Consider the following 13,443-nt stretch of genomic DNA (forward strand, 5'->3'; position numbering starts at 1 on the left):
TAAAATTAAATTGAATGTATGAAGTATAAATTAATAAATAATACTTAAATATATAAAAATCAGTAATCATTTAAATCTATAGATTTAAATTTTTCTTCTATATTATTTTTTTCATAATTATTTATAATTTCTTTATTAATTAAACCTTGTTCAATTTCGCGTAATGCTAAAATAGTTGTTTTATCATTTTTTTCTGATAATAATGGAATTTTACCTCTTATTTGTATTTGTCTTGCTCTTTTAGCAGCTAAAATAACTAAATCAAACCTGTTACCTATTTTTTTAACAGCTTTTTCTACTGTAACTCTAGCCATAATATATTATCTTCCTTACAAAAAATTAACTAACTTTAATAAATATTATTAATAATATTTGTTATCATATCATATATATTTAAAATGTATAAATTATTAAATTTATAAGAAATATATATATAAAAAATTTTTAATATAATTAAAGGATAAAATAACATGAATTATAATAATATTTCTTCTGGAGAAAATATTCCTAATGATATTAATGTAATTATCGAAATTTCTTCTCATTCAAATCCAATAAAATATGAGGTAAATAAAAAATATGGAATATTATTTGTAGATCGTTTTATTACTACACCTATGTTTTATCCTTGTAATTATGGATATATAAATAATACATTATCATTAGATGATGATCCATTAGATGTAATTGTCATAACTAAATATTCTATTATTCCAGGAACTGTAATAAGATGTCGTCCTATAGGAATATTAAATATGATAGATGAATCGGGAAATGATAAAAAAATTATTGCGGTACCACATAACACAATTTCACAAGAATATCTATTAATTAAAAATATTAAAGATTTACCAAAACTATTACAACAACAAATTATATATTTTTTTCAACATTACAAAGATTTGGAAAATAAAAAATGGTGTAAAATAGAAAACTGGGGAGATTTATCTCAAGCACAAACAGAAATTTTATCTTCTATCAAAAGATTTCAACAAAAAAAGATTAATTAATAACATTATTTAATAAATGAATTAATTATAAAATTTATATAAAAAAATTAAAAATTTATATTTATTCTAATGCTTTTTTAGTATATATATTTCAAATAATTTATTATTAATACTTATTAAGTATATTAAGGAAATAAAATGTCTAAAATAAAAAAAATAATAGGTCGAGAAATTATTGATTCTAGAGGCAATCCTACTATTGAAGCAGAAGTTCATTTAAATAATAATATAATTGGGATTGCTTCTGTTCCTTCTGGAGCTTCCACAGGATCAAAAGAAGCAATAGAATTACGTGATAATAATAAAAAAAGATTTTTAGGACAAGGAGTTCTAAAATCAGTAAAAATAATTAATACTATGTTAAATAAATATTTAGTTAATCAAAATTCATCTCATCAATCATATATTGATGAAATTATGATTAATTTAGACAACACTGAAAATAAATCTAATTTAGGAGCTAACACTATTTTAGCAGTTTCATTAGCTAATGCAAGAGCATCTTCTTTATTTCATCAAATACCATTATACAAATATATTGGTAATATTTATGGTATAAAAAATTTTTTTATGCCTATGCCTATGATTAATGTTATTAATGGAGGAAAACATGCTAATAATAATTTAGATATACAAGAATTTATGATTCAACCTATTAGTTCAAAAAATATTAAAGAAGCAATTCGTTATGGTTCAGAAATTTTTCACCATTTATCATTTGTACTTAAAAAAAATAAATTAATTACATCAGTTGGAGATGAAGGTGGATATGCTCCTAATTTAAAAAATAATACTGAAGCATTTGATATAATATCACAATCAGTTAAAAATGCTGGTTATGTACTTGGTAAAGATATTACTTTTGCTATTGATTGTGCTGCATCTGAATTATTTTTTAATGATAAATATCACTTAACAAGTGAAAATCTTAATCTTTCTTCTAAAGAATTTACACATTTTTTATATAATTTAACTCAAAAATATCCTATTACTTCTATAGAAGATGGTTTAGATGAAAATGATTGGAAAGGTTTTATATATCAAACTAAAATATTAGGTAATAAAATTCAATTAGTAGGAGATGATTTATTCGTTACAAATACTAAATTTTTAAAAAAAGGTATTAAGAATAATATTGCTAACTCTATTTTAATAAAATTAAATCAAATTGGATCTCTTACAGAAACATTATCAACCATAAAAACAGCTAAAAAATCAGGATATAAAGTAATCATATCACATAGATCTGGAGAAACAGAGGATACATTTATTGCAGATTTAGCTGTTGGTACAAATGCAGATCAAATTAAAACTGGTTCTATGAGCCGTTCTGATAGAAATGCTAAATATAATCAATTAATTAGAATTGAAGAACAATTATAAATTATTGTTATAGACTATGTTGATAAAATCAACATAGTATAGTTTTATTACTTATAAGATTATTTATTAAAAATGAATATATATAAAGAAAAAAAAATAATTTTTTGGTTAAAAAAAAATAGTTTGTTAGCTAAAAATACATTAATAATATCTTATTTTTTAAATATTATTAATATCCTTATATTAATAATAAAAAATTGGATGTTAGCAAAACAAGTTGAATTTTTTTTTTTAGAAAAAAATAAGGAATATATTTTTTATTATTATAAAATAATATGTGTATGTTTTACAGTAAATTTATTACTATCTTTTTTAATAGATAAATATAATTTTTTATATAGTCAAAAAATAAAAGTTCTTATTAGAAAAAAAATTTTACATAAATTAACATCTCAATATTTTAATTATTTTAAAAATAAATCTTTAGGATCTGCATTATCTTTAATAATAAATAATATAGAAAATTTACATGATTATTATCATCAATATATACCTCAATATTTTACAGTCAAAATATCATCATTAGTAACTTTAATTACTATATTTTTGGTTAGTTGGATATTTGGAATTGTAATTATTATTACAAGTATTTTAATAATATTTTTTATAATATTAATTGGAGATAAAACTATAAAAAAAAATAAAAAAAATTTTAAAATTTTATCTATTTTAAGTGGAATATTTTTTGATAGATTAAAAGGAATAGAAACTGTTAGAATATTTAATCTTCAAAAAATTGAAATAAATAAAATGATATTATTTATTGAAGAATTTAGAAAAAAAAATTTTGAAATATTAAAAATTGTTTTTTTAACTTTTACTATTCTAGATTTTTTTGCTTCTATTTCTTTAGCTTTTGTGATTATGTATTTTAGTTTTTCATATTTACATATAATAAATATTGGTTTTTATAATAAAAATATTAAAATATTACATAGTTTTTTTATAATTATTATTGTTTCTGAATATTTTCAAAATTTTAATAATTTAGGTAAATTATATCATATAAAATCTAAAGCTATTGGAGCTGCAAACAATATTGTAAAATTATTAAATAAAAAATCTATTATTTTAGATATAAAAAGAAATTATTTTTTAAAACAAATTAAAAAATTAACAATTAAAGCTACTAATTTAGTAATTAGAAATAATAAAGGATATATATTAATAGGTCCTATATCATTTACAATATTTTCAGGACAGAATATAGTTATTACTGGACCTAACGGAGCTGGTAAAACAACATTATTTAATGTTTTTCTTGGAATTATTCCATATGAAGGATCTTTAAAAATAAATGATATTGAATTTAATAAAATTAATTTATATAGTTGGTATGAACAAATATCATGTGTTCAACAAAATTCTCAATTATTTGCTACAACAATTAAAAAAAATTTATTTTTTTCTAAAAAACCAGATTTATTTAAAATAAATAATATTTTAAAAAAAATTAATATAATAAATTTTTTACTAAAATTACCTAATAAATTAAATACTATTCTTAATAAAGAAAATATATGTTTATCAGTAGGACAAATTCAAAAAATAGTAATTGCTAGAGCATTAATTAAAAATTATATATTATTATTATTAGATGAACCTATAGCTAATATAGATATTAATAGTCAATATGATATTATACAAATAATAAAAAAAAATTTATCAACTTCAAAAATAAGCATAACTATTACACATAAAATTAATCAAATTAATTACTATAATGAAATTTGGTATATGGAAGATGGGCAAATTATAACAAAATCATTTAATAAAAATTTATATAAAAAAAAATTTTTTTTTAAAAGAGTTTTTTAATATGTTTTACTTATTATATTATTTTAAATATCATAATAAATTTTTTAAAAAAATTATTTTAGATATATTACTATCAATAATTAACAATTTAATAAATCTATTATTATCTGTAATATCTGGATCTTTATTAACTTCTACTTTTTTAATTGGAATAAAAAATAATAATATGTATTATAATTATATAATACCAACAATTATTATCAGAATATTTTCTATAATAAAAACTATTACACAATATTTTGAAAAAATAATCCAACATAATAATACTTTATATTTATTAAATAATTTCAGAATATTAATTTTTAAGAAAATATTTCCTTTATATCCATCTGATTTGATATCGATGTTTAATACTGAAATATTAAATATTTTAATTTCAGATATTGAAATTTTAGATTTTTTATATATAAAAATTTTTATTCCTATAATAGTTATTAGTATAATAACCATTATAGTTTTAATTTATTTGAGTATTATTAATTTTATTTTTTTTATAATATTATGTATTACTATATTATTTTTAATATTATTTTATTTTTTTTATTTTTACAAAAAAGGAAAAATAATAGGAAAAAAATATATTTTTTTAAAAGAAAAATATTTTTTTTACATAAATAATTTTATATTACAACATACAGAATATAAAATATTTGAAGGAATAAAATATATATCCTATAAAATAAATAATTTAGAATCAAAATTAGAGAAAATACAATTAATAAAAAATAATTATGATATTCAATCAAAATTATTAATAAATATAATAATTAATATTAATTTATTACTAATATTAGTGTATTATTATAACAATAAATTTAAATATCAGATCATATTATTTTTATTATTTTTTATTACGTTTTATAAAATTTTATTTCCTTTAAATAATGTTTTTCAAAATATTCATGAAATATTTTTATCAATTAAAAAAATTTTTTATTTAATAGAAAAAAAACCTACCATAATATTTACAAAAAATAATTTAAAAAATAATAATTATTCAATTTTATTAAAAATAGATAACTTATCATTTTATTTTAATAAGAAAAATTTATATATATTAAAAAATATATCATTATGTATACATAAATATCAAAAGATAGCAATTACTGGACATAATGGTAGTGGAAAGTCAACATTATTTATGTTATTAACTAGAGCATGGGATCCTATAAAAGGTAAAATTTTTTTAAACGAATATAATTTAAAAAATTGGGATTTATCTTCATTAAGAAATAATATAAGTGTAATGACTCAAAAAATATATCTTTTTAGTGATACATTAAAAAATAATATTTTATTAAATAATCAAAATAACAAAAATATTGATGATACTTATTTAATAAAAATTTTAAAATTAGTAGGTTTAGAAAAATTACTAAAAAATGAAGGTTTAAATACATGGATGGGTGATGGAGGCAGATTACTTTCTGGAGGAGAATTAAAGAAATTAGGTATTGCAAGAATTATTATCCATAATGGAAATCTAATATTATTAGATGAACCTACAGAAGGATTAGATAAACATTCATCTATTAAAATAATAAAGTTAATTTTATCATTTTTTCAAAAAAAAACTGTCATAATTATAACACATGATATTCATATTTTAAAAAAAATGGATTTTATTTATTTAATAAATAATGGATTTATAATTGAAAAAGGAAAACATACTAATTTAATAGATAAAAAAGAATATTACTGGAATTATATCAAAAATAATATAATATTATGATTATATAATTATATTAATAAGGAATAATAATGTCTAAAAAAGATAATATAGAAATGCAAGGTATAGTATTAAATACATTACCTAATACTATTTTCCATGTAAAATTAGAAAATGGACATATTATAACAGCACATATTTCAGGTAAAATGAGAAAAAATTATATTCGCATTCTTACAGGAGATAAAGTTACCGTAGAATTAACTCCATATGATTTAAAAAAAGGTAGAATAATTTTTCGTAGTCGTTAAAATTTATATTTTATATATAAAATAAAATTAATTATTTTTTATTAATTTTATTTAAAAATTTTTGCGCATCTAATGCTGCCATACAGCCTGTAGCTGCTGATGTAATTGCTTGTCTATAATTTTTATCTGTAACATCACCAGCTGCAAAAATACCAGGTATATTTGTTTGTGTAAAATTTAAATTATTTAATTTATAATTATTTGTAATAATATAACCATCTTTATCTAATTTTATTCGATTTTTAAATAAGTTACTATTAGGAATAGTACCTATTAATATAAATACACCAAATGTTAAAATGTTTAAAATATTATTATCATATATAGAATTAATTTTAATACTATTAACTCCTGTTTCATTTCCTAAAATTTCTTTTAGTACATAAGGAGTATGTAAAATTACTTTTTTCTTTTTTATTAAAATTTTTAATTTATTAAGTAATATTTTTTCAGCATTTAAAGTATTTTTTCTATGTATTAAATGTACTTTAGATGCAATACTAGATAAGTATATTGTTTCTTCTATAGCAGTATTACCTCCTCCTATAACTGAAACTATTTTATTGCGAAAAAAAAATCCATCACAAATAGTACATGAAGATACTCCTTTGCCTATAAATTTTTTTTCTGAATATAAACCTAAAGATTTTGGATTTGATCCAGTAGCTATAATAATACTTTTACATATGTATGTATTTAAATTACCTTCTAAAATAAAAGGTGTTTTTTCCAAATTAATAATTTTAACAATTGTATCATTAATAATATTAGTATTTAAAAATACTGTATGATTATATAAATTATCCATTAATTTTTGTCCTGTTATTTTAGGAAAATTTCCTGGCCAATTTTCTATATTAAATGTTTTTGTTAATTGACCTCCAATATTATTTCCTGTTACTAAAATAGGATTTAAATTTGCCCTTACTGCATATATAGCAGCTGTATAACCAGCAGGTCCAGAACCTATAATAAGTAGTTTTGTTTTTTTTATATTTTTCATATTATTTGATTACTTAAAATATTTTTCATATTATATATAATATATTAAATATTTAAATTAATAATTTAAAAAAATTATTTTAAAAAAATAAATTTATATAAATTTTAATTTTATAATAAAATATTACATTATTCTTTATAAGAAAAAATTATGTTAGATGTAAAATTATTACGTAATAATATTAATTATATATATACAATTTTAAAAAAAAGAAATTTTCATTTAGATATTAATCTAATAAATAAATTAGAAAAAAAAAGAAAATTTTTTCAAATTAAAATAGAAAAATTACAAATAGAAAAAAATAAAATATCCTATATTTTATCTAAAAAAAATATTAGTAATACTTTTGATTTAAAACAAAAATCTATTATTACTAATAATAATATATTAAAATATAAATCTATATTAGATAATATTAAAAAAAATATAGAATATATTTATTCTTCTATTCCTAATTTACCTCATGAAGATGTTCCTATAGGAATTAATAATACAAAAAATAAAGAAATTAAAAAATGGGGTAAAATAACTAATTATGATTTTACAATAAAAGATCATTTAGAATTAGGTTTATTACACAAAGGAATTGATATTGAATCTGGTATTAATTTAAGTGGATCAAAATTTTTTGTGTTAAAAGGGGAAATAGCCTATTTATATAGAATACTCATTCAATTTATGTTAAATATCCACACAAATCAACATAATTATCAAGAAGTTTATGTTCCTTATATAGTTAAACAAGAAACTTTATATGGTACTGGACAATTACCTAAATTTAGTAAAGATCTTTTTCATATAAAAAATTTTAAAAAAAATAATACATATAAATATTTTTTAATTCCTACAGCAGAAGTACCATTAACTAATTTAGTATATAATAAAATTATTGAAGAAAACCAATTACCTATAAAATATGTTGCTCATACTCCTTGTTTTAGATCTGAAGTAGGTTCATATGGTCAATATAATAAAGGATTAATACGTACACATCAATTTGATAAAGTAGAATTAGTACAATTAGTAAAACCAAAAAATTCAATAAAAACTTTAGAACAAATCACTATACATGCAGAAAAAATTTTACAATTATTAAATCTACCATATAGAAAAGTATTATTATGTACAGGAGATATGAGTTTTGCATCAAATAAAACTTATGATTTAGAAGTATGGTTCCCTTCAAAAAATAAATATTATGAAATATCTTCTTGTTCTAATATGGGTGATTTTCAATCTAGAAGAATAAAAGCTAGATATAGAAGGATAAAAGATAAAAAAATTAAATTTATACATACTTTAAATGGATCTGGTTTAGCTATAGGTAGAACATTAGCTGCAATTATGGAAAATTATCAACTTAAAAATGGAACTATTAAAATACCTAATGTACTTCAACAATATATGAATGGTATGAAATATATAAAAATTAAATAATAAAATTATAATTTTTGTTTAAACAAATTTTGAATAGAATTATATAAGTTAATAGTTTTAAAAATACGAGTAGGAACTACAAAAATAGTATCATCACCTGCAATAGTACCTAATATACCTTCTGGTTTACCTAAAGAATCTAATAATCTTGCTATTAATTGTGCAGCTCCTGGACTTGTATGAATAATAATTAAAATATCATTATAATCAATATCTAATACTAAATTTTTCAATGGACTTGTTGTATTAGGAATTCCTAATTCTAAAGGAAAACAATATACCATTTCCATTTTTGTATTTCTAATCCTTACTGCACCAAATTTAGTTAACAGTCTAGAGACTTTAGATTGATTAATACTATGAAATCCTTCTTCTTGTAAAGCACGAACAATTTCAATTTGAGTACTAAATTTTTCTTGTTTTACTAAATTTTTAAAAATTTTAATTAAATTAGCTTCTTTTTTTTTTGCAGAAATTATATTCATAAAGTTCACCAAAAAAAATAAAAAAAAATATTTTATTTATAAAATAAATTTATTATATTATTTTTTATCTAAATATAGATTATATTACTTATTCTATTTAAATAGAATAAATTCAAAAATAAAAAGACTAATTGCATTTACTAAATATATATATTATCATATTTTAATATGAATATATATTTTTTTATTAAAAAATTAAAAATAAATAATGTAAATAAGATTTTTTATATTTTGGATATATAAAATGAATATTTTGTTAAATAAAAAACTTAATCGTCAATGGTTTCTGATAAATGCAAAAAATAAAATTTTAGGAAGATTATCTAGTACAATTGCTCATTATTTAATGGGAAAACATAAAATCTTATATTCGCCCTATATTGATATAGGTGATTATATTATAATTATAAATGCTAATAAAATTAAAATAACAGGAAATAAATTAAAAAATAAATTTTATTTTAGTCATAGTGGTTATTCAGGAGGATTAAAAAAAATATCATTAGAAAAATTAATGATAAAAAATCCTTGTAAAGTTATTCAACATTCTGTTAAAGGAATGTTGCCTAAAAATAAATTAGGAACATTAATGCTAAATAGATTAAAAATCTATATAGGATCAATACATAAACATATAGCACAAAAAAACAATATTTTAAATATTTAATTTTATTAGGAATATAAGTTTATGAATAAAATGAATTATGATTATTACACAACAGGACGAAGAAAAAATTCTTCTTCTAGAGTTTTTATGAAAAAAGGAACCGGTAGTATTTTAATTAATAAAAAAAAAATAAATATTTTTTTTACTAGAAATACACATCGTATTATGATATTAAAACCTTTACAATTAATTGAAATGCGTGATAAGTTTGATTTATATATTACAGTTAAAGGAGGAGGTATTTCAGGCCAAGCGGGGGCAATTAGACATGGTATTACAAGAGCTTTAATAAAATATGATAATTTTTTTAGAAAAGATTTAAAAAAAGCCGGTTTTGTTACTAGAGATGATCGTAAAGTAGAACGTAAAAAATTTGGTTTTAAAAAAGCAAGACGTAGTCCACAATTTTCTAAACGTTAAAATTTTACTTATTTTAAAACATTTAATATTAAAACAAAATTAATCACTTTAATTATTTTATTAATATTTATAGAGTTTGATATGGATAAATTTTTAATACAAGGGCCAGTACAGTTAAAAGGAAAAGTTAATATTTCTGGATCAAAAAATTCTGCTTTACCTATTTTATTTGCATCACTTTTAACAAATGAATTAATAGAAATTAAAAATATTCCTAAATTAAAAGATATAGATATAACTATTAAATTGCTTTTAACATTAGGGGTAAAAATAAAAAAAGGTAAATCATTAATAATAAATGCAAATAATTTATATAAAAATTATATTCTTCCTAAAAAATTAATTCAATCTATTAGAGCTTCTATTTGGCTAATAAGTCCATTATTAATGCGTTTTAAAAAAATAAAAATATATTTACCTGGTGGATGTTCTATAGGTCAAAGACCAATTGATTTGCATATTAAAAATTTAAAAAAATTAGGTGCTAATATTTATATTAAAAATGAATTTATTATAGCATCTATAAATAATAGATTTCAAGGTGCTTATATTTTTATGAAAAAAATAAGTGTAGGAGCTACTATTAATAGTATTTTGGCTGCAATCTATGCTAGTAATATAACTATAATTGAAAATGCGGCTAAAGAACCTGAAATAGAAGATTTAATTAATTTTTTAAATATGATAGGTGCAAATATTAAAGGAGGAGGAACTAAAAAAATTATAATTAAAGGTGTTAAAAAATTAACAGGGGGTATTTATACTATAATGCCAGATAGAATTGAAACTGGAACTTTTTTAATAGCCGCTGCTATATCTCAAGGTAAAATTTTATGTAAAAATACTAATCCTAAATATTTAGATATTTTATTAAAAAAATTAAAAAATATAGGTGCAAAAATTAAAATAGGTAAAAATTGGTGTAGTCTTAATATGAATAATAAAAAACCTAAAGCTATTAATATTACAACAGGTCCTTATCCTAATTTTCCTACTGATATACAACCTCAATTTACTTTGTTAAATTGTATTGCATTAGGTAAAAGTGTAATAACAGAAACTATATTTGAAAATCGTTTTTTATATATATACGAATTAATAAAAATGGGAGCTAAAATCTTTATTAAAAATAATAAAGTATTTTGTCAAGGTGTAAATTTACTTTATGGTTCTGAAATTAAAGCAACTGATTTAAGAGCTTCAATAAGTCTAGTTTTAGCAGGCTGTATTGCTACAGGTATAACTATTATTAATAATATTAATTATATTGATCGTGGTTATGAAAATATAGAAAATAAATTAATTAATTTAGGTGCTAAAATTATAAGATTAAAAAATTAAGATTATTAATATAAAACATATTAAATTGATAGTAATTTTATATTAATAAATTTTTTATAAGGATCATAGTTAATGTATGCTATTTTCGATAATTATGGAAAACAATATAAAGTTATACAAGGACAAATTATTAAATTAGAAAAAATACAAGGTAATATTGGAAAGCAAATTGAATTTAATAATGTTTTATTAATTTTTAATAAAAATAAATTAAATATAGGTAATCCTTTAGTTCCTGGAGGGAAAATTATAGCAGAAATAATATCACATGGAAAAAACAAAAAAATTAGAATAATTAAATTTCGTAGAAGGAAACATTATCGTAAAATACAAGGTCATCGTCAATTATTTACTAATATAAAAATTATTGAAATAATATCTCTGATATAAAAGGAAAAAAAATTTTATGGCACATAAAAAAGCAGGTGGATCATCTAGAAATGGTAGAGATTCACATGCAAAAAGATTAGGAATAAAATGTTATGGAGGAGAAATAGTAAAATCAGGTTATATTCTAATAAGACAAAGAGGTACTAAATTTCATGCAGGACATAATGTCGGATGTGGTAAAGATCATACTTTATTTGCTAAAATAAATGGTATTGTAAAATTTACTTATAAAGGAGTAAGAAAAAAATTATATATTAATATTATATAATATATAATTTTAATTATTTATTATTCTTTATTAATAACTATGTTAATTTATTAAAATAAATTAGATATCTATCTCTATAGATATATTTTTATAAAATGGAGTTATAATGAAATTTTTTGATAAAGTAATTATATATGTTAAAGCAGGCAAAGGAGGAGATGGATGTATTAGTTTTTATCGTGCAAGATTCCTTCCTAAAGGAGGGCCAGATGGAGGTAATGGAGGTAAGGGAGGTAATGTATATATTGTAGCTAATCATAATATTAATAATTTAAAAAATTTTCATTACAAAAATAATTATATAGCTAGTAATGGTGTAAATGGACAAAATCGACAACGTACTGGAAAAAATGGTAAAAATTTAATTATTCAAGTACCATTAGGTACAAAAATTATTGATGTAGAAAAAAATATAGTTTTGATATTTTTAAAAAACGAAAATCAAATGTTTTTAATTGCAAAAGGTGGAAAAAATGGATTAGGTAATATTAATTTTAAATCTTCTATAAATAGAACTCCATATAAAAAAACTATGGGTAGCTTAGGAGAAAAAAAAAAAATTAAATTAGAATTAATTTTAAAAGTAGATATAGGTGTTTTAGGATTGCCTAATTCTGGAAAATCAACATTTATTAAAAATATATCTTCAGCTAAAACTAAAATTGGTAATTATATATTTACTACTACAAAACCTATTTTAGGAATTATTAAAAATAAATTAGATAATTCTAATATTTCTATATTAGATGTACCAGGAATTATCAAAAATTCTTTTTTAGGAAAGGGATTAGGTTTAGATTTTATTAAATATTTTAAATATTGTAATTTAATTTTTTATATTATAGATATATCAATTATTAACATAAAATATAATATATCTAATACTTTAGATATAATAAGTAATGAAATCATCAAGTACAATAAAAATTTTTTATTAAAAGAACAATGGATTATTTTTAATAAAATTGATTTATTACATAATTCAAATTATTTAATATCTTGTATCAAAAAAATTTTAATAAAATATCAATATATAAAAAAATTTTATTTAATATCATCTAAAAATAATATTGGAATGAAAAAATTATATATAGATATTTTAAATCATTTATATAAGTTAAAAAATATAAAATATTAATTTTTTAAATAAATTATATAAACTATTTATATAGTTTTATTGTCTTAATTATTATTTCATAAACATGTACAATCAAATTTTATTCAATTTGGATTATAAA

15 protein-coding genes are annotated in these 13,443 nt (G+C 18.8%); 12 read left to right on the forward strand and 3 right to left on the reverse strand.

The features are described 5' to 3' along the window. Positions 1–59 precede the first annotated feature (59 nt). Positions 60–314, reverse strand: a complete 255-nt coding sequence (gene rpoZ / locus GJT95_RS02145) for a DNA-directed RNA polymerase subunit omega (protein ID WP_169786123.1) — start codon at positions 312–314, stop codon at positions 60–62. A gap of 156 nt (positions 315–470) precedes the next feature. Between rpoZ and ppa the strand changes: the two genes are divergently transcribed. From ppa to infA, 5 genes are all read left to right on the forward strand, one after another. Then, positions 471–1,010 carry an inorganic diphosphatase gene (gene ppa, locus GJT95_RS02150; protein ID WP_169786124.1) on the forward strand — a complete coding sequence of 180 codons (540 nt, stop codon included), beginning with the start codon at positions 471–473 and terminating at the stop codon, positions 1,008–1,010. Between the two features lie 138 nt (positions 1,011–1,148). Next, a complete protein-coding gene (gene eno, locus GJT95_RS02155; protein WP_169786125.1) occupies positions 1,149–2,393 on the forward strand; it encodes a phosphopyruvate hydratase in 1,245 nt (414 codons plus the stop codon). Between the two features lie 72 nt (positions 2,394–2,465). After that, positions 2,466–4,211, forward strand: a complete 1,746-nt coding sequence (locus GJT95_RS02160; protein ID WP_169786126.1) for an ATP-binding cassette domain-containing protein — start codon at positions 2,466–2,468, stop codon at positions 4,209–4,211. Position 4,212: 1 nt separating this feature from the next. Continuing rightward, a complete protein-coding gene (locus tag GJT95_RS02165) occupies positions 4,213–5,943 on the forward strand; it encodes an ATP-binding cassette domain-containing protein (protein ID WP_169786127.1) in 1,731 nt (576 codons plus the stop codon). A 29-nt stretch (positions 5,944–5,972) separates the two neighbouring features. Beyond that, positions 5,973–6,191 carry a translation initiation factor IF-1 gene (gene infA / locus GJT95_RS02170; protein WP_169786128.1) on the forward strand — a complete coding sequence of 73 codons (219 nt, stop codon included), beginning with the start codon at positions 5,973–5,975 and terminating at the stop codon, positions 6,189–6,191. Between the two features lie 31 nt (positions 6,192–6,222). Here infA and trxB read toward each other — a convergent pair whose 3' ends face one another. Then, the gene (gene trxB / locus GJT95_RS02175; RefSeq protein WP_169786129.1) at positions 6,223–7,194 is read right to left on the reverse strand and encodes a thioredoxin-disulfide reductase; all 972 of its coding nucleotides are present in this window, start codon (positions 7,192–7,194) and stop codon (positions 6,223–6,225) included. Positions 7,195–7,344: 150 nt separating this feature from the next. Here trxB and serS point away from each other — a divergent pair, with 150 nt between their 5' ends. Further along, positions 7,345–8,634 carry a serine--tRNA ligase gene (serS, locus tag GJT95_RS02180; RefSeq protein ID WP_169786130.1) on the forward strand — a complete coding sequence of 430 codons (1,290 nt, stop codon included), beginning with the start codon at positions 7,345–7,347 and terminating at the stop codon, positions 8,632–8,634. A 5-nt stretch (positions 8,635–8,639) separates the two neighbouring features. On the opposite strand, the gene argR is transcribed toward serS, so the two are convergent. After that, positions 8,640–9,119: a transcriptional regulator ArgR gene (argR, locus tag GJT95_RS02185; RefSeq protein ID WP_425482518.1), complete on the reverse strand. Its 480-nt coding sequence runs from the start codon at positions 9,117–9,119 to the stop codon at positions 8,640–8,642. Between the two features lie 244 nt (positions 9,120–9,363). Between argR and rplM the strand changes: the two genes are divergently transcribed. The 6 genes from rplM (at position 9,364) to cgtA (ending at position 13,343) form a co-directional block, all read left to right on the forward strand. Then, positions 9,364–9,786, forward strand: a complete 423-nt coding sequence (rplM, locus tag GJT95_RS02190; RefSeq protein ID WP_169786131.1) for a 50S ribosomal protein L13 — start codon at positions 9,364–9,366, stop codon at positions 9,784–9,786. A 30-nt stretch (positions 9,787–9,816) separates the two neighbouring features. Continuing rightward, on the forward strand, positions 9,817–10,206 hold the full coding sequence (rpsI, locus tag GJT95_RS02195; protein WP_169786154.1) for a 30S ribosomal protein S9: 390 nt from the start codon (positions 9,817–9,819) through the stop codon (positions 10,204–10,206). Between the two features lie 81 nt (positions 10,207–10,287). Continuing rightward, positions 10,288–11,547, forward strand: coding sequence for a UDP-N-acetylglucosamine 1-carboxyvinyltransferase (murA, locus tag GJT95_RS02200; protein ID WP_169786132.1), 1,260 nt, complete (start codon positions 10,288–10,290; stop codon positions 11,545–11,547). A gap of 72 nt (positions 11,548–11,619) precedes the next feature. After that, complete coding sequence (rplU, locus tag GJT95_RS02205) at positions 11,620–11,937, forward strand: 50S ribosomal protein L21 (RefSeq protein ID WP_169786133.1); 318 nt, start codon at positions 11,620–11,622, stop codon at positions 11,935–11,937. Positions 11,938–11,953: 16 nt separating this feature from the next. After that, positions 11,954–12,205: a 50S ribosomal protein L27 gene (rpmA, locus tag GJT95_RS02210; RefSeq protein WP_169786134.1), complete on the forward strand. Its 252-nt coding sequence runs from the start codon at positions 11,954–11,956 to the stop codon at positions 12,203–12,205. A gap of 106 nt (positions 12,206–12,311) precedes the next feature. Beyond that, positions 12,312–13,343, forward strand: a complete 1,032-nt coding sequence (gene cgtA, locus GJT95_RS02215) for an Obg family GTPase CgtA (protein WP_169786135.1) — start codon at positions 12,312–12,314, stop codon at positions 13,341–13,343. Positions 13,344–13,443: the final 100 nt, after the last annotated feature.

The organism is Enterobacteriaceae endosymbiont of Donacia crassipes, from assembly GCF_012569785.1.
Classification (GTDB): Bacteria; Pseudomonadota; Gammaproteobacteria; order Enterobacterales; family Enterobacteriaceae.

What these genes read in the sequence shown, in the direction of transcription:
- ppa (WP_169786124.1), top strand. Translation starts at nt 471, where the DNA reads ATGAATTATAATAATATTTCTTCTGGAGAAAATATTCCTAATGATATT.
- GJT95_RS02165 (WP_169786127.1), top strand. Translation starts at nt 4,213, where the DNA reads ATGTTTTACTTATTATATTATTTTAAATATCATAATAAATTTTTTAAA.
- infA (WP_169786128.1), top strand. Translation starts at nt 5,973, where the DNA reads ATGTCTAAAAAAGATAATATAGAAATGCAAGGTATAGTATTAAATACA.
- rpmA (WP_169786134.1), top strand. Translation starts at nt 11,954, where the DNA reads ATGGCACATAAAAAAGCAGGTGGATCATCTAGAAATGGTAGAGATTCA.
- eno (WP_169786125.1), top strand. Translation starts at nt 1,149, where the DNA reads ATGTCTAAAATAAAAAAAATAATAGGTCGAGAAATTATTGATTCTAGA.
- cgtA (WP_169786135.1), top strand. Translation starts at nt 12,312, where the DNA reads ATGAAATTTTTTGATAAAGTAATTATATATGTTAAAGCAGGCAAAGGA.
- rplU (WP_169786133.1), top strand. Translation starts at nt 11,620, where the DNA reads ATGTATGCTATTTTCGATAATTATGGAAAACAATATAAAGTTATACAA.
- rplM (WP_169786131.1), top strand. Translation starts at nt 9,364, where the DNA reads ATGAATATTTTGTTAAATAAAAAACTTAATCGTCAATGGTTTCTGATA.
- argR (WP_425482518.1), bottom strand. Translation starts at nt 9,119, where the DNA reads ATGAATATAATTTCTGCAAAAAAAAAAGAAGCTAATTTAATTAAAATT.
- GJT95_RS02160 (WP_169786126.1), top strand. Translation starts at nt 2,466, where the DNA reads ATGAATATATATAAAGAAAAAAAAATAATTTTTTGGTTAAAAAAAAAT.
- rpoZ (WP_169786123.1), bottom strand. Translation starts at nt 314, where the DNA reads ATGGCTAGAGTTACAGTAGAAAAAGCTGTTAAAAAAATAGGTAACAGG.
- serS (WP_169786130.1), top strand. Translation starts at nt 7,345, where the DNA reads ATGTTAGATGTAAAATTATTACGTAATAATATTAATTATATATATACA.
- rpsI (WP_169786154.1), top strand. Translation starts at nt 9,817, where the DNA reads ATGAATTATGATTATTACACAACAGGACGAAGAAAAAATTCTTCTTCT.
- murA (WP_169786132.1), top strand. Translation starts at nt 10,288, where the DNA reads ATGGATAAATTTTTAATACAAGGGCCAGTACAGTTAAAAGGAAAAGTT.
- trxB (WP_169786129.1), bottom strand. Translation starts at nt 7,194, where the DNA reads ATGAAAAATATAAAAAAAACAAAACTACTTATTATAGGTTCTGGACCT.